The sequence below is a fragment of the Bacillus sp. VT 712 genome, from assembly GCF_001614195.1.
GTDB classification, from domain to species: domain Bacteria; phylum Bacillota; class Bacilli; order Bacillales; family Bacillaceae_H; genus Priestia; species Priestia flexa.
Map to the genome: position 1 here is coordinate 96,735 of NZ_LWBK01000024.1, position 14,346 is coordinate 111,080.

General features: G+C 36.9%; 19 protein-coding genes. 10 read left to right on the plus strand and 9 right to left on the minus strand.

Going from position 1 to position 14,346, the window contains the following annotated elements:
* Positions 1-200 precede the first annotated feature (200 nt).
* Together A2U94_RS12880 and A2U94_RS12885 are read left to right on the plus strand one after the other, a co-directional pair.
* A complete protein-coding gene (locus A2U94_RS12880) occupies positions 201-1,682 on the plus strand; it encodes a leucyl aminopeptidase (RefSeq protein ID WP_025908064.1) in 1,482 nt (493 codons plus the stop codon).
* Between the two features lie 182 nt (positions 1,683-1,864).
* Positions 1,865-3,193 carry a Na+/H+ antiporter family protein gene (locus A2U94_RS12885; RefSeq protein ID WP_025908065.1) on the plus strand — a complete coding sequence of 443 codons (1,329 nt, stop codon included), beginning with the start codon at positions 1,865-1,867 and terminating at the stop codon, positions 3,191-3,193.
* Positions 3,194-3,233: 40 nt separating this feature from the next.
* Here the strand turns inward: A2U94_RS12885 and A2U94_RS12890 are convergent, their stop codons facing one another.
* Both A2U94_RS12890 and A2U94_RS12895 read right to left on the minus strand, forming a co-directional pair.
* Positions 3,234-3,425 carry a hypothetical protein gene (locus tag A2U94_RS12890; RefSeq protein ID WP_025908066.1) on the minus strand — a complete coding sequence of 64 codons (192 nt, stop codon included), beginning with the start codon at positions 3,423-3,425 and terminating at the stop codon, positions 3,234-3,236.
* A 118-nt stretch (positions 3,426-3,543) separates the two neighbouring features.
* Positions 3,544-4,080 (minus strand): HD domain-containing protein, encoded by a 537-nt coding sequence (locus tag A2U94_RS12895; protein ID WP_025908067.1) that lies wholly within the window; start codon positions 4,078-4,080, stop codon positions 3,544-3,546.
* 280 nt (positions 4,081-4,360) lie between these two features.
* On the opposite strand from A2U94_RS12895, the gene A2U94_RS12900 reads away from it, so the two are divergent.
* Both A2U94_RS12900 and kapD read left to right on the plus strand, forming a co-directional pair.
* Positions 4,361-4,744 (plus strand): hotdog fold thioesterase, encoded by a 384-nt coding sequence (locus A2U94_RS12900; protein ID WP_025908068.1) that lies wholly within the window; start codon positions 4,361-4,363, stop codon positions 4,742-4,744.
* A gap of 230 nt (positions 4,745-4,974) precedes the next feature.
* Positions 4,975-5,589, plus strand: coding sequence for a 3'-5' exonuclease KapD (kapD, locus tag A2U94_RS12905; protein WP_025908069.1), 615 nt, complete (start codon positions 4,975-4,977; stop codon positions 5,587-5,589).
* Positions 5,590-5,624: 35 nt separating this feature from the next.
* Here the strand turns inward: kapD and kapB are convergent, their stop codons facing one another.
* Positions 5,625-6,008, minus strand: coding sequence for a kinase-associated lipoprotein KapB (gene kapB / locus A2U94_RS12910; RefSeq protein WP_025908070.1), 384 nt, complete (start codon positions 6,006-6,008; stop codon positions 5,625-5,627).
* Between the two features lie 72 nt (positions 6,009-6,080).
* On the opposite strand from kapB, the gene A2U94_RS12915 reads away from it, so the two are divergent.
* Both A2U94_RS12915 and A2U94_RS12920 read left to right on the plus strand, forming a co-directional pair.
* Entirely contained in the window at positions 6,081-6,269 is a 189-nt protein-coding gene (locus tag A2U94_RS12915; RefSeq protein ID WP_156482249.1) for a hypothetical protein, read from the plus strand.
* Positions 6,270-6,367: 98 nt separating this feature from the next.
* Positions 6,368-6,898, plus strand: coding sequence for a superoxide dismutase family protein (locus A2U94_RS12920; RefSeq protein ID WP_025908072.1), 531 nt, complete (start codon positions 6,368-6,370; stop codon positions 6,896-6,898).
* Between the two features lie 35 nt (positions 6,899-6,933).
* Here A2U94_RS12920 and A2U94_RS12925 read toward each other — a convergent pair whose 3' ends face one another.
* The gene (locus tag A2U94_RS12925) at positions 6,934-8,106 is read right to left on the minus strand and encodes a MalY/PatB family protein (protein WP_025908073.1); all 1,173 of its coding nucleotides are present in this window, start codon (positions 8,104-8,106) and stop codon (positions 6,934-6,936) included.
* Between the two features lie 196 nt (positions 8,107-8,302).
* Positions 8,303-9,130, minus strand: coding sequence for an alpha/beta fold hydrolase (locus tag A2U94_RS12930; protein ID WP_025908074.1), 828 nt, complete (start codon positions 9,128-9,130; stop codon positions 8,303-8,305).
* A 159-nt stretch (positions 9,131-9,289) separates the two neighbouring features.
* On the opposite strand from A2U94_RS12930, the gene A2U94_RS12935 reads away from it, so the two are divergent.
* From A2U94_RS12935 to yugI, 3 genes are all read left to right on the plus strand, one after another.
* Positions 9,290-9,790 carry an Lrp/AsnC family transcriptional regulator gene (locus A2U94_RS12935; protein WP_025908075.1) on the plus strand — a complete coding sequence of 167 codons (501 nt, stop codon included), beginning with the start codon at positions 9,290-9,292 and terminating at the stop codon, positions 9,788-9,790.
* Complete coding sequence (locus A2U94_RS12940) at positions 9,790-10,950, plus strand: aminotransferase (RefSeq protein WP_025908076.1); 1,161 nt, start codon at positions 9,790-9,792, stop codon at positions 10,948-10,950. The genes A2U94_RS12935 and A2U94_RS12940 overlap by 1 nt, the downstream gene beginning before the upstream one ends.
* Before the next feature lie 207 nt (positions 10,951-11,157).
* Positions 11,158-11,556 carry a S1 domain-containing post-transcriptional regulator GSP13 gene (yugI, locus tag A2U94_RS12945; protein ID WP_025908077.1) on the plus strand — a complete coding sequence of 133 codons (399 nt, stop codon included), beginning with the start codon at positions 11,158-11,160 and terminating at the stop codon, positions 11,554-11,556.
* Between the two features lie 33 nt (positions 11,557-11,589).
* Here the strand turns inward: yugI and A2U94_RS12950 are convergent, their stop codons facing one another.
* Positions 11,590-11,820: a DUF378 domain-containing protein gene (locus A2U94_RS12950; protein WP_025908078.1), complete on the minus strand. Its 231-nt coding sequence runs from the start codon at positions 11,818-11,820 to the stop codon at positions 11,590-11,592.
* Between the two features lie 210 nt (positions 11,821-12,030).
* Here A2U94_RS12950 and A2U94_RS12955 point away from each other — a divergent pair, with 210 nt between their 5' ends.
* A complete protein-coding gene (locus tag A2U94_RS12955; RefSeq protein ID WP_025908079.1) occupies positions 12,031-13,194 on the plus strand; it encodes an iron-containing alcohol dehydrogenase in 1,164 nt (387 codons plus the stop codon).
* Between the two features lie 40 nt (positions 13,195-13,234).
* Here A2U94_RS12955 and mnhG read toward each other — a convergent pair whose 3' ends face one another.
* Genes mnhG through A2U94_RS12970 form a run of 3 tightly spaced genes read right to left on the minus strand, consistent with a single transcriptional unit; the run spans position 13,235 to position 14,340 of the window.
* Positions 13,235-13,594 carry a monovalent cation/H(+) antiporter subunit G gene (gene mnhG / locus A2U94_RS12960; RefSeq protein ID WP_025908080.1) on the minus strand — a complete coding sequence of 120 codons (360 nt, stop codon included), beginning with the start codon at positions 13,592-13,594 and terminating at the stop codon, positions 13,235-13,237.
* On the minus strand, positions 13,578-13,862 hold the full coding sequence (locus tag A2U94_RS12965) for a Na(+)/H(+) antiporter subunit F1 (RefSeq protein WP_025908081.1): 285 nt from the start codon (positions 13,860-13,862) through the stop codon (positions 13,578-13,580). Before A2U94_RS12965 ends, mnhG begins: the two co-directional genes overlap by 17 nt.
* Before the next feature lies 1 nt (position 13,863).
* On the minus strand, positions 13,864-14,340 hold the full coding sequence (locus A2U94_RS12970) for a Na+/H+ antiporter subunit E (protein ID WP_025908082.1): 477 nt from the start codon (positions 14,338-14,340) through the stop codon (positions 13,864-13,866).
* Positions 14,341-14,346 lie beyond the last annotated feature (6 nt).

The window sequence follows — 14,346 nt, forward strand, 5'->3', positions numbered from 1 at the left end:
TCCTGCGGGAAAGAGATGGGAACAGCTAGTGTTCGTCTTTTAGAAGCAATCATTTTGTTATGTCCCAAACTCTTTATTTTGGTTGCTATAAATTAGACATAAATGAATGTACTCGTTATTTTTATTTTTTCATGAGACAATGTTACATATAAAGAGCTCTGTAGCTTTTAAGAGATTCGAACATGAAAGGATGATTATAGATGTTTCAGTTACATACTAATCTAAATTTAGAAAGGGAAACAGAAGCGCTAGTAGTAGGTGTTTTTCATAAAAATGATTCATTTGAAGGACCTCTAGAAGAAATCAATGGGATGTTTGATGGCTATCTTTCACAGCTTGTAAAAGCAGGGGACATTAACGTTAATGAAAAGCAGGTTTCAGTTATTCCAACGTTTAACAAGATAGGAGCGAAGCGTCTAATCTTTATCGGTTTAGGTAGAAACAGCGGACTGACAGAGGAAACCTTAAAAGAAGCATATGGAAAGCTCTTTCAACGTATTAAGGTAAGTCAGTTAACAGAAGTGACTATTGCACTTTCTACTTTTACAACCTCTGTTATTAGTGAAGAAATGTCTGCACGCTTATTAGGTGAAATGAGTCAGCTATCTACATATGAATTTGAACATTATAAGAAGCGCTCGAATCTACCAAGCGTTCAGCTTGAAAAAATAAATATCATTGCTTCTAATAATATCGAGAGTGCTTTTGAGCGCGGTTATGTGTATGGTAAAGCTACAAATTCAGCCCGTACGCTCGTAAATTTACCAAGTAATATGCTAACGGCAACAGATTTAGCTGATTATGCTCAAAAATTAGCCGATAAGTATGGGTTTGAATGCGAAATTCTTGAAAAAGAAGAGATGGAAACGTTAGGGATGGGAGCTTTACTCGCCGTTAACCAAGGATCTACTGAACCTCCTAAAATGATTACATTAAAATATCAAGGGAAAAGTGAGTGGAAGGATGTTATCGGCCTAGTAGGAAAAGGTATTACCTTCGATACAGGTGGCTACTCAATCAAGTCAAAATCCGGGATTGTTGGGATGAAGACGGATATGGGCGGAGCGGCATCGGTGTTAGGAGCAATGGAAGTGATTGGTGAAACAAAACCAAAGCAAAACGTTGTAATGGTCATTCCATCTACGGATAACGTAATTAGCGCAACGGCATTTAAGCCAGATGATGTGATTACAGCTATGAGCGGAAAAACTATTGAAGTATTGAATACAGATGCAGAAGGACGACTGGCTCTAGCAGATGCCATAACGTATGCTAAACACCATGGAGCTTCCTATTTAGTTGATGTAGCAACGTTAACAGGTGGTGTTATTGTAGCTTTAGGAACACATACAACAGGTGCAATGACGAATGATTCCGCTTTTTATGAGAAGCTAAAGGATGCAAGTCAACAGACTGGTGAGATGATTTGGCAACTGCCTATCGCAGAAAAAGATAAAAAGAAGGTGAGAAGCAGTAAAGTAGCGGATTTGAACAACTCACCAGGACGAGAAGGACATGCGATTATGGCAGGAACCTTCCTATTAGAATTTGCGGAAAACACCCCGTGGATTCACTTGGACATTGCTGGAACGGCTACAACAAACAGCGCTAGTTCGTATGGTCCTTCTGGTGCAACAGGCGTTATGGTACGTACATTAGCTCAATTAATTCATGATTTTTAAACAATATTATAGTGGATAATAAAAGCGTGGATGATTCATTCATCCATGCTTTTTGTATAAGAAAACGGTTTAATCAAACGTTTGTTTAGATTTCCCATTGACATTTGAGTGTGAGGTATTATAATGAGTGTATTGTTTTAATTCTCTAATTGTTTAACACACTAAAGTACGGAGGTTTCAAAATGAATGCAGTTTTAGTAGCTGTAGCTGTTATGCTTGTGCTGAGTTTACTTCGTATTAACGTTGTTTTCTCTCTAGCTATCGGTGCTCTCATCGGAGGACTTGTTGGAGGAATTAGCTTAACAGATACAGTCAATATATATACAGAAGGTTTAGGAAATAGTGCATCTGTAGCTTTAAGCTATGGACTGCTCGGAGCGTTTGCTGTTGTAATTTCAAGAACAGGTCTTCCCAACGCAGTAGTAGCAGTTGCACTAAAGATTGTTGGACGCGAAGGAGATACAAAAAGAAAAGCACTTTCTAAAGTACTTATTTTATTAATTATCTTGATTATTTCATGCTTTTCACAAAACGTAATTCCTGTACACATTGCGTTTATTCCATTGCTAATTCCACCGTTGTTAACAGTATTTAATCAACTCGAAATCGATCGTCGTCTTGTTGCAACTGTCATCACGTTTGGATTAGTGACACCATACATGCTTCTACCAGCAGGGTTTGGGAAAATCTATCATGATATTCTTGCAACAAACGTACAAGAGAATGGTTTAGTTGTACACGACGGTGATATCGTTAAAGCAATGGCGTTGCCTGCGTTAGGAATGGTTATTGGCTTGCTTGTAGCGGTCTTTATTTCATATCGTAAGCCCCGTGTTTATAAAGATAGTAAGCTAACAGTGAACGAAGAAACTAGCGATAATGGACTTTCGTATACAAGAAAAGGTATTATCATTTCATTAATAGCTATTTTTGTTGCACTAGCGGTGCAAATTCCATTAGACTCCATGATTTTTGGTTCACTTGCAGGCATTATCGTAGTATACCTAAGCGGTGTTGTGAAATGGAACGAAGCGGATACGGTTTTAACTGATGGTATGCGTATGATGGCATTTATTGGATTTGTTATGCTGTCAGCTTCAGGTTTCGCTAAAGTAATTCAAGAAACGGGAGACGTAGAAACCCTTGTTCAAGGTTCTGTTAATTTAATCGGGGGCAATCAAGTACTAGGAATTTTGTTAATGCTTGTAATTGGTTTATTGGTTACGATGGGAATCGGCTCATCATTTTCAACGATTCCAATCATTGCTACAATTTTCGTGCCACTTTGTTTAGAATTAGGTCTCAGTCCGTTGGCAACTATTTCAGTTATTGGAACAGCGGGTGCGTTGGGGGATGCAGGTTCTCCTGCTTCAGATAGCACGTTAGGGCCGACTTCAGGTTTATCCGTAGACCGTCAGCATAATCATATTTGGGATACATGTGTGCCAACTTTTTTACACTATAACATTCCGTTAATTATTTTTGGATGGATTGCTGCACTTGTACTATAAAGAAAGAAGGGGTTGAGTGATTACTCAACCCTTCTTTTATTTAAACTTGTGATAGTGTTGAAGCTGTTGAATCACATTGACCTAATGCAGCTTCAACAGCCTGTAAAGACTGCTCAATACGCTCACGATTTGAACCTTTTTCAACAGTTTGAAGAGCTTGCTCTAGGCTAGTCTTAGCAGCTGTTAATGATGTGCATGAATCTTGTACAAATCCTCTAGCATTTTTTTGCATGGTATGTACCTCCTTTGTAATTTAGAATCCTTATGTAGTATTTGCGAATATATGGGAATTATAAGGTTTATTTTTGTACATAAAAAAGGATTAACTTTTAATAAAGAAGTTAATCCTTTTAGCCTAATTGCTTAAATTGTTCTGATCCAAGAATTCGTTCCACGTTTTGGTCAAGTTCTTCAATTTTCTTAACAGCTAAAGCATAATCCATTTGGCGATAATGGTGCTTTCCACCTGGCTCTTCGTCTGCTTCATCAGCTAATTTGACTACTTTTTGTAGCGGACGTTGATGAATGGTTCCTTCAGGTAAGTAAGAATCAGTGTGAAGTAAAATAGCTAAAGCAATTTCTTTTGCTGCTTGAGGTTCTTCCCCAAGACGTATTAATAATTTGTGGGCGCGCTCAGCTCCTTTGATTGCATGAATATCATTCTTTTTATATTTTTCATAGTCCCACTGACCATCTGTATACCATTCATAATGACCAATATCGTGAAGTAGGGCCGCTTTAGTTGCTAAATCTGGGTTGACGTTGTACTGAGTGGATAAACGAAAAGCATGATACGCCACAGAAACTGCGTGAGCAACTCCAGATCTTGTTAAATATTTTTTAGCAATTGGGTGTGTGAAGATGTCTAGCAAAGTAACATGTCTCATCATATAATCCCTCCTAAAAAAAGACAGTAAAAAATTATTTCTAACAACAATAGCATATTTGAATAGAAAAAACAACGATAATGTTAGATGAATAAACATAGAAAATCCGTTGTATATTAGTTTATTCATATCGTGAAAACATGTACTTAATATTTTATTAAAATAGAAAAATGGACAAGAGCTACCAGTTGAGGTGAAAGGGTTTTAAACCTTTTGTGAAGAAGATAACCATTGTAAAATAAAAAGTATGCAGAAAAAAATGATATAGCGGAGGGATAAGATGAATACTGACAATACGTTATTAAGTACGCTAGGCATCGAAGTAATTCACGCTAGCAAAGATTATGTAGAAGCGACCATGCCGGTAGATGAACGAACAAAGCAACCTTTTGGTTTACTACATGGCGGAGCATCTGTCGCATTAGCAGAGACAGTTGCTAGCTTGGGAGGGTTTTTAAGTATTGATCAAGAGCAGGAAATATGCGTAGGCTTAGAAATTAATGCAAATCATATTAAAGGAAAAAGAGATGGCGTAGTGACAGCTGTTGGTAAACCAATTCATAAAGGAAAAAAAACAGCTATCTGGGAAGTGGCGATTGTAGATGAGAAAGATGATCTAATTTGTATTTCCCGCTGTACGTTAGCAATACTGCCAAAAAAATAGCAAAAAGACAGGCTGTAAAAGTAAAAAAATTATAAAAGATATGGTGGATATCCTAATCATAGAGACATGCTTTGGAATATAGTAATAACAAAGCATTCTTTTTTTATTGTCCAAAAGAATATTCATAATATTATAAAATATCAATAGAAATAAACCTATCTTTTGCATAAGCGTGCTATAATTATAATAGCAGTCTCGTAGGCAGGTTTATTTAAAAAGGGGTGATAAAGATGAACAATTATGAACACTATGTCTTTATTGACTTTGAATTTACAATGCCCGAATACAAAGGGTATCCCAAAGGCTTTTTTCCTGAAATTATTGAAGTAGGGTTAGTTGCTGTAAGAAACCAAGAAATACAAGACCGCTTTTCTTCGTATGTTAAACCCACTAGTTTTCCAAAGTTAACGGATCGCTGTAAAAGTTTTCTGCACATTCAGCAGAAACACGTAGATGATGGAATTACATTCGAACAGCTAATTCAGCAGTTAGGTCAGTATGAAAGCAGTACAATTATCACTTGGGGAAACATGGATATGAAAGTGCTCAAGCAAAATTGTCAAAAGCAAGGCTTGAAGTTTCCTTTAAAAGGAAAAGAAGTAGATTTGTCTATGGAATATAAGCGTTTCTTTGGAGATCAAAATCAAACAGGTTTATGGAAAGCTGTTCAAGAATATGGAAAAGAAGGAACGGGTAAGCATCACTGTGCGCTTGATGACGCTATGACTACATTTAATATTTTTAAGTTGGTAGAACAAGACAAACGCTATTTACAAAAGCCTGAACCTACTACAATTGGTGATCGGGTCGACTTTTCAAAGTTATTAAATAAATTTGCATTATAAAAGCCAAGTCACCGTAATGTGAATTGGCTTTTTGTTTAAAGTTTATAATCTTTTTGCAGTTGTTCGAGGCATTCAATACTTCTTGTTGCATAAGAATTATCTTTTAAAGAGAGCTCATGTATCAGTGCTGTTAAAGCATTCTCTAATGAATCTTTATATTGTGGAATCTCAGTTGTATATGCTTTAACCATTGGTTTTGGAATATTAGCTTGCTCGTTAAAAGCTAATGCACGGCGTTCATGAAAGAATGGAACATCTACTTGTTGAGGGTTGTGTAAATCTCCTTGTTGAGGATGTTTGATAACCGCTTTTACTCGTACTACATAATGCTGGTCGCGTACTTGTGTAATTTCTCCAATGTATTTTCCAGTTTTGTATAAAGCAGTTACAGAATCACCAATTTCTAAACTCATATTTATCTCTCCTTTAAGTAATGTTCTATTTATTATTATAAGTCATTATAGTTTAAAGTTCATAGAGAAAGGGTGAAAATGATGCAAGCGATAATCATGAATCTATATCTTTATTTTCCAGAAGATAAAACAGAGTATATTCCAGCATTTATATGGATGTTTGTGTTTTTTATAGGAGCATTTCTGACATGGAGGTTTGTTATTAAAGTTTCCAAAAAAGAAGAAGAGAAAATAAAAGAGCTAGAGCGAAAACATTCAGAAGAGTGACCGTTTGTTCAGATAATAATGCAAGCGTTTAAAAATGAAAGTTGCTGGACAATCTATGGGAAGGTGAACCATAAGGGAATCTAAGATTGGAGGGCAACATGAAGAAGTTACTACTAATTGGCTGCATACCATTAGTAATGTTAGTGGGCTGTGGTGAAAAAGACATTTCGAATAAAGAAGTGAAAGTATATAACGCTGATGGAGATAGCTTAGGTAATATAAAGCTAAAAGAAGTATCTGACGGCGTAGAGATTACGTATCAATTGAAAGGACTACCTCCTGGTAAACACGGTGTACATATACATGAAAAAGGCGTGTGCAAAGCTCCTACGTTTAAAACAGCAGGTAATCATTTAAATCCAGATGATAAAAAGCATGGATTACTTCACCCGGATGGTCCAGAGGCTGGTGACTTAAAGAACATTATCGTAAAAGACGATGGGACTTTTGATGGGACAGATATGGCCCCTGAAGTGACATTAAAAGAGGGGAAAGGCTCCCTCATTAAAACGATGGAAGGCTCTTCTATCATTATTACAGAAAATAAAGATGATGGTATGTCTCAACCAACTGGAGATTCTGGTACGCGAATTGCTTGCGGTGTTATTAAGAAAAAACAAGAAAAATAAACCAAAAGGACGCCTAAAAGCGTCCTTTTTTTAGGTTAAGACAGAGCAGCTTTTAACTTCTTTAAACCTTCTTTTAGCTGTTCTCGAGGGCAGCCGATGTTCAATCGAATAAAGCCTTTCCCTTCAGCTGCCCCGTATTTCACACCGCTTTCAACAGCGATTCCCCCTTTTGTTAATAGCAAGTTATGCAAATCTTCATCAGACATATTTAAAGCTCGGCAATCGATCCATAATAAGTAAGTCCCTTCAGGATTAATCACTTTGAGGGAAGGTAGGTTTTTTTTAATAAAGCTTCTAGTAAAGTCAATGTTCTCTTGTAAATATGCTAGCAGTTCGTTCAGCCAAATTTCTCCATGTGTATAAGCAGCCTCTAGGCCAATCGTGCCAAATGTGTTTAATGTGAAAAAGCCTTGTTTGTGCTGCTGTTGTTGATATTTTTCGCGTAATTCGTTATTTGGGATGATAATTGCTGAAGCTTGTAAGCCAGGAACATTAAAGGTTTTGCTTGGTGCTATGCACGTAATGGTACGATTTTCAGCATCTTCATTAAGAGAGCTAATTGGAATATGAACAGACGGTTTATATACTAAGTCCGAATGAATTTCATCAGATAAAATTAATACATCATACTTTTTACAAAGCTCTGCAATTTTCTCTAGCTCACCGCGTTTCCATACTCTACCTATAGGGTTATGTGGGCTACATAAAATAAACATTTTCACCCCAGAAGCAAGCTGCTTTTCAAAAGATGAAAAATCAATTGAATAGCGATCCCCCTTTAAGTATAGAGGACTTTCTATCAATTTACGCTCGTTTACTTTTACCATTTCAAAGAACGGCGTGTATACGGGCGGTTGAATCAAGATTGAATCCCCTTTTTGTGTGTAAGCCTGTATGGCCATACTAATGGCAAAAACAATTCCTGGGCTGTATGTAATCCAATCTGCTTCAATGTTCCACTCATGTCGCTTTTGGACCCAAGAACGAACAGATTCATTCGTTGACTCAGTTGGGGTTGTGTATCCAAAAACACCGTGATCTACACGCTTAGCAATTTCCTTAACGACCTCTTCTGGAGCTGCAAAATCCATATCAGCTACCCAAAAAGGTAACAGGTCTTTTTTTCCAAAAAGATTTTCCATCCGGTCCCATTTCACAGAATTCGTGTTTATGCGATTAATCTTATTATTAAAGAAATCTTTCTTCATAATATGAGCCTCCATTTTAGGTGATTTTTAAATCTATCAAAGAGATTTAAATGACGATACGATGTCTTTATTCTGAATGCTTTGTCTTGAAAAAGTCAAAGAAGTTGCTGTCGAATGCTTAAGAGAAAAAACGCAATGCTTTTTAAATAAATGATAATAGCCCTGTCTTGTTGACAGGACTATATCTTTTTTAGTATTAGCTTGATAAGAAATCCACCATATAATTTCGGATATCGTCCGGGCACTCTTCCGGTAACAAATGTCCCGTGTCTTTTAACGAAATAAAAGTAGAGCTTGGCAAATCTTGTTGAAGCTTCTTACCTAAATGAAGAGGAACTACCCTGTCTTCTTCTCCCCATATCAACAAACTTGGTTTGTTAATTTTACGCAGATCTTTTTCTGATAAGTCTCCTTCTCGATCACGAATCATCTTTGATAATGACATGAAGATACGGTCGTCTAAAAAAGGAGCGGTATACCCTTCAATCATTTCTTCATCAATAAGATCGTGGTTAAAAACGACATTTTGAAGGTTAGCTTTAACACCTTTGCGAGCTAGCCAAGTCTTGACCCATAAATAAAAAAATGGTAAATACGACGACATAACGAGACCAGAATGCAATCGTCCTAGATAGGCAGAGCTACAAAGTAAAACTAGCTTGGATACGTATTGTGGCTGTAACTTAGCGATGTTTAAGCAAATTTGACCACCCATTGAGTGACCAGATAAAATCACTTGTTCTAACTTTAAATGCTCAATGATTTCTAAAACAGTTTTTGCTAAATTTTCATACGAATAGTGAAAAGTTAGTGATTTTTCACTTCGACCAAATGGTGGTAAGTCTATTGCAACAATTGAGAATTTCTGTTTCAATAATGGAATGAGTCTTCTAAAGCTAAAGCTAGATGATAGAAATCCGTGTATGAATACAATTGTTGGCTTTTTAGGGTCAAAATGATGTAATTCATAATATACGTGTACATTGTTAAATGAACGATAGTGTGCTGTCTCCGTTTGGATCATTTGTTTCTTCACTCCAGCTATCTTTTTTAACAGTTTGCCCAGCTATCTTATTTAGTTACATGCAAAATATAGAAGACGAACGTCAAATCTCAATGACTTATGAAATTTGTTATAATGTAAAAAGTGGGAATATTTGATTATTTTCAGGAGGTTATTTACATGTTTTTAGATGAAAAAGAATTAGAAATACTTGAGATTTTAGAAAGAAATAGTCGAATTTCAATAGATACAATTGCTAAGATGGTTGACCTACCCCTAGATGAAGCGACGCTGATTGTAAAAAAATTAGAACGTGAAAAAGTAATTGTTCAATATTCTACCGATATCAACTGGCGCCGAGTGGATGGGCATGAAGGCGTAACGGCTATGATTGACGTTAAGGTAGCTCCTAAAAGAGGCGTGGGGTTTGATGAGATTGCTGAAAGAATTTATCGATTCCAAGAAGTTAAGTCTGTTTATTTGATGTCTGGAGCTTATGATTTATCTGTTATTATCGAAGGGAAATCAATGTCTGAAGTAGCATTCTTTGTTTCGGAAAGACTTTCAACATTAGATTCGGTATTGTCCACAACGACGCATTTTATTTTAAAAAAATACAAACATGACGGAACGATTTATGAACAAGGTGATGAAGACCGTAGAATCGTGGTGTCTCCGTAATGAAAGAACGCTTGTCTAAGACAGTACAGAGCTTACAACCATCAGGAATTAGACGTTTTTTCGATTTAGCAGCGAGTATGGATAATGTTATCTCTCTTGGTGTTGGGGAGCCAGATTTTGTTACATCGTGGTCCGTACGCGAAGCCAGTATTTTATCACTTGAAAGAGGCTATACATCCTATACAGCGAATGCAGGTTTACTTGAGCTTCGTCAAGAACTAATGAATTATATGAAAAAGCAGTTTGGCGTTTCATATGATTATCAAAATGAAATTTTAGTTACGGTTGGAGGTAGCCAAGCATTAGACGTGGCAATGCGTGCTATTATTAATCCTGGTGATGAGATCATTGTTGTAGAGCCAAACTTTGTTTCATATAGTCCACTCATAACGTTAGCTGGAGGTGTTCCAGTTCCTGTTGAAACAACGGCAGACACGGAATTTAAACTGCAGCCAGAACAGATTGAAGCGGTTATTACAAAACAGACAAAAGCGCTCTTGCTTTGTTCTCCCAATAACCCAACAGGTAGTTCATTAACTAAGGCGGAACTTGAAGCAATTGCTGATATTGTCATAAAATATGATTTATTGGTTATTACAGATGAAATTTATGCAGAGCTAACCTACGACGAACCATTTACATCGATTGCTTCCATTGGTGCAATGAGAGATAGAACCATCATTGTCTCCGGCTTTTCAAAAGGTTTTGCAATGACAGGCTGGAGATTGGGATATATTTGCGCACCAGTAGATCTGTTACAAGCCATGTTGAAAATTCATCAATATACTATGATGTGTGCACCAACAATGGCCCAATACGGAGCAATTGAAGCGCTGAAAAATGGGTCACACGATGTAGAAGAAATGAGAAAAAGTTATCGACGAAGACGGAATTATATGGTCAAATCATTAAATGAAATTCAGCTTTCGTGCCATACACCAGGAGGGGCTTTTTATGTGTTTCCATCCATAAAAAAAACCGGCTTAACTTCGGAGCAATTTGCTGAACAGCTTCTCTTAGAAGAAAGAGTGGCAGTGGTGCCAGGTAGTGTTTTTGGGCTAGGAGGAGAGGGACACGTACGCTGTTCTTATGCTTCTTCCATGGAATCCTTAGAAGAAGCTATAAAACGTATTGGCCGTTTCATGCAAAATAAGTTATAATAGAAGAACCATGCTAATGAGCCATGTCAGAAGTTAGCATGGTTTATTTTTTGCGGATAGAATCAATTTTCTATTTATAATTTAAGGGAAATATGGGAAATAATAAAGTATAATAAATATAACTAGTTTTTGATTCAAAACGTGAACTGTGCTATAATTTTAAATTGGCTATAATGATGAAAATAAAAGGTATTTAGGAGTGTTCATATGTCAAAATTTGAAATCGGTACTGTTACAAAAGGAAAAGTAACGGGCATTCAACCATACGGTGCATTTGTTGCATTAGATGAAGAAACACAAGGTCTAGTTCATATCTCAGAAGTTAAACATGGCTTCGTAAAAGATATCAACGAGCACCTATCAGTTGGTGACGAAGTAAACGTGAAAGTTTTATCAGTAGATGAAGCAACTGGTAAAATTGGTTTATCAATTCGTGCTACAGAGCCAGCTCCAGAAAAAACAGAAGCAGCGCCTAAAAAGCAAGCAGCTAAAAAGCGTCAAGCAACTGTACAACACACTGAGTCTACTCAAGGATTCAACACATTAAAAGAAAAATTAGAAGAGTGGATTGAGCAATCAAACCGCGAAGATCTAATTAAAAAATAATGTTTAAAAAGCGCACTGCAGTGCGCTTTTTTCTTAATGGGTTGTTCTTGGTTCAGTACGCTCTACCTCTTCAGATGGTTTAAATAATAAGCCTAAGTTAATTAAACCAGCGATTCCCACTAATCCGTATACAATGCGAGAAAGGGCAGCAGATTGTCCACCGAAAATAGCTGCTACTAAATCGAATTGAAAAAATCCAATAAGTCCCCAGTTAATTGCTCCAATAATCGTTAATACTAACGCAAATCGTTGAACACCACTCATCTATTCTCCTCCTTTCTTTTTGTATTCACTCATTAGCTTTAGACGTTTAAGAAAAAATATTCGTGGAAAGAAACAAAGGAGAACATAGGCAAAAACGTTAGATAAATGCAGAGTGAAAAGAAGGGTTTTCGGAAATAATCTGTGAAAAGTCACTTTGCTTTACATCTTATTTATCGTTGTTCATAATGATGATTATTAGGAGGTTTTCTTATGAAAAATTTCACTTTTTATAATCCAACAAAATTAATTTTTGGTAAAGGCCAATTAGAACAATTAAAAACAGAAGCAGCTCGCTTCGGTAAAAAAATATTAGTCGTATACGGTGGCGGAAGCATTAAGCGAAACGGTTTATACGACCAAGTAATGAATGAGTTAAAAGAAATCAATGCAGAAGTATATGAGTTAGCGGGTGTTGAGCCCAACCCTCGTTTAACAACAGTAAGACGCGGAATTGAACTTTGCAAAGAACATGATATTGAGTTCTTGTTAGCAGTAGGTGGAGGAAGCGTAATTGATTGTACAAAAGCAATCGCTGCAGGTGCTAAATATGATGGCGATGTGTGGGATATTATTAATCGTGACGCTGTAGCGAAAGAAGCTCTTCCTTTTGGAACAGTTTTAACTCTAGCAGCAACAGGTTCAGAAATGAATGCAGGTTCTGTTATTACAAATTGGGAAACAAATGAAAAATACGGTTGGGGAAGCCCTGCTACATTCCCACAGTTTTCTATTTTAGATCCTGTTAACACATTTACAGTACCACAAAATCAAACTGTTTACGGTATGGTTGATATGATGAGCCATGTGTTTGAACAGTATTTTCATGATGCAACAAATACACCGCTTCAAGACCGCATGTGTGAAGGGGTTTTACGAACTGTTATTGAAACAGGTCCTAAATTAATAAATGATCTGGAAAATTATGAACTTCGCGAAACAATTCTATATAGCGGTACAATTGCTCTAAACGGCATGTTACAAATGGGTCACCAAGGTGACTGGGCAAGTCATAACATCGAGCATGCAGTATCAGCTGTCTATGATATTCCTCATGCAGGTGGTTTGGCTATCTTATTCCCAAATTGGATGAAGCATGTTATGGATGAAAACGTAGAACGCTTCAAGCAAATGGCTGTACGCGTATTCGACGTCAAGACAGAAGGTAAAACAGATAAAGAAGTCGCTCTAGAAGGTGTTGAAAAGCTTCGTGAATTCTGGACAAGCTTAGGTGCTCCAACGCGCTTAGCTGATTATGAAATCGGTGAAGACAAATTAGACCTTATGGCTGATCGTGCAATGGCTAAAGGCGAATTTGGTCGTTTTAAAAAGCTAAATCGCGATGATGTAATGGCGATATTACGCGCTTCTCTATAATAAAAAAAATGCCCTGTGTTAACCAGCACAGGGCATTTTTTTATTCAGACATACTTCGTTTTTTTTGCTTTTCTTTTAGATCGTCTCGAACAGTACCTTTCCAAAGGGGAGATCCGCTGTAATAAGCAGCTCTTCCTAATAGATGTCCGGCAACTGGTGATGTAATAAATACAAACACAATGCCTAATAGCAACTGTCCGTTAATGGAACCATCTTTAATCCAGAAAAACAGTAAACATCCTACTAAGATAAGTAGCACACCAAGCGTGGCGCTTTTAGAAGCGGCATGGCTTCGTGTATAGGTGTCGGGTAGCCTAATGAGGCCAATCATTGTAACAACGGTTAACAGAGCGCCCATTAGAATAATAATACCGATAATTAAATCACTGATCGCGGTCATATTCAATAATCGCTCCTTTTTCTAAAAACTTACCAAACGCAACAGTACCAACAAAAGCGATAATTCCAATTAAAAGAATTACTTCTACAAATGATGTTGTGCGTAGCATAATAGATAGGATGGCCGTAACAGCTATAATGTTAATGCCAATCGCATCTAAAGCCATAGCGCGGTCACCCGTGGTAGGCCCTTTGATGATGCGATATACAAATCCAATCGTCGAAATTGAAATTAACAGCAGCGATAGATTAAGTAACATGTCTAGCATATTAGCGGCTCACCTCCATAATGGCTTTTTCAAATGAATGTTGAATATCCTTAATTACCTCGTCAATATCATCCACGTTCATGGCGTGAATATAAAGAGTTGAGTTATCATCTGACACATCAATTACCACCGTTCCAGGTGTTAAGGTAATGAGTAGTGAAAGAGTCGTAACCTCCCAATCTTTTTCAAGCTTCGTTGGCATCGCAAAAATTGCAGGCTTTATATTTAACTTTGGACGCAACACATCTTGAATAACCGCGATATTTGCTTTAAACAGCTCAACAAGAAAGATAAGAAGCAGTTTAATGACCGAAAATACTTTTTCTAAATAAAATCTTTGAGGAAAGAAGCGTCGAAAGACAAACAGCATAACTGCTCCCCAAAAGAAACCAATAAGAAAAGAGGGTCCGGTCCAAATACCTCTTAAAAACATCCATGTAACAGCAATTACTACGTTTAATAATAGTTGAAATGACATGCAGAT

Excerpts from the sequence above, each read along its gene's own strand:
- A2U94_RS12880 (WP_025908064.1), top strand. The coding sequence starts at position 201 with ATGTTTCAGTTACATACTAATCTAAATTTAGAAAGGGAAACAGAAGCG.
- A2U94_RS12885 (WP_025908065.1), top strand. The coding sequence starts at position 1,865 with ATGAATGCAGTTTTAGTAGCTGTAGCTGTTATGCTTGTGCTGAGTTTA.
- A2U94_RS12890 (WP_025908066.1), bottom strand. The coding sequence starts at position 3,425 with ATGCAAAAAAATGCTAGAGGATTTGTACAAGATTCATGCACATCATTA.
- A2U94_RS12895 (WP_025908067.1), bottom strand. The coding sequence starts at position 4,080 with ATGAGACATGTTACTTTGCTAGACATCTTCACACACCCAATTGCTAAA.
- A2U94_RS12900 (WP_025908068.1), top strand. The coding sequence starts at position 4,361 with ATGAATACTGACAATACGTTATTAAGTACGCTAGGCATCGAAGTAATT.
- kapD (WP_025908069.1), top strand. The coding sequence starts at position 4,975 with ATGAACAATTATGAACACTATGTCTTTATTGACTTTGAATTTACAATG.
- A2U94_RS12915 (WP_156482249.1), top strand. The coding sequence starts at position 6,081 with ATGATGCAAGCGATAATCATGAATCTATATCTTTATTTTCCAGAAGAT.
- A2U94_RS12920 (WP_025908072.1), top strand. The coding sequence starts at position 6,368 with ATGAAGAAGTTACTACTAATTGGCTGCATACCATTAGTAATGTTAGTG.
- A2U94_RS12925 (WP_025908073.1), bottom strand. The coding sequence starts at position 8,106 with ATGAAGAAAGATTTCTTTAATAATAAGATTAATCGCATAAACACGAAT.
- A2U94_RS12930 (WP_025908074.1), bottom strand. The coding sequence starts at position 9,130 with ATGATCCAAACGGAGACAGCACACTATCGTTCATTTAACAATGTACAC.
- A2U94_RS12935 (WP_025908075.1), top strand. The coding sequence starts at position 9,290 with ATGTTTTTAGATGAAAAAGAATTAGAAATACTTGAGATTTTAGAAAGA.
- A2U94_RS12940 (WP_025908076.1), top strand. The coding sequence starts at position 9,790 with ATGAAAGAACGCTTGTCTAAGACAGTACAGAGCTTACAACCATCAGGA.
- yugI (WP_025908077.1), top strand. The coding sequence starts at position 11,158 with ATGTCAAAATTTGAAATCGGTACTGTTACAAAAGGAAAAGTAACGGGC.
- A2U94_RS12950 (WP_025908078.1), bottom strand. The coding sequence starts at position 11,820 with ATGAGTGGTGTTCAACGATTTGCGTTAGTATTAACGATTATTGGAGCA.
- A2U94_RS12955 (WP_025908079.1), top strand. The coding sequence starts at position 12,031 with ATGAAAAATTTCACTTTTTATAATCCAACAAAATTAATTTTTGGTAAA.
- mnhG (WP_025908080.1), bottom strand. The coding sequence starts at position 13,594 with ATGACCGCGATCAGTGATTTAATTATCGGTATTATTATTCTAATGGGC.
- A2U94_RS12965 (WP_025908081.1), bottom strand. The coding sequence starts at position 13,862 with ATGCTAGACATGTTACTTAATCTATCGCTGCTGTTAATTTCAATTTCG.
- A2U94_RS12970 (WP_025908082.1), bottom strand. The coding sequence starts at position 14,340 with ATGTCATTTCAACTATTATTAAACGTAGTAATTGCTGTTACATGGATG.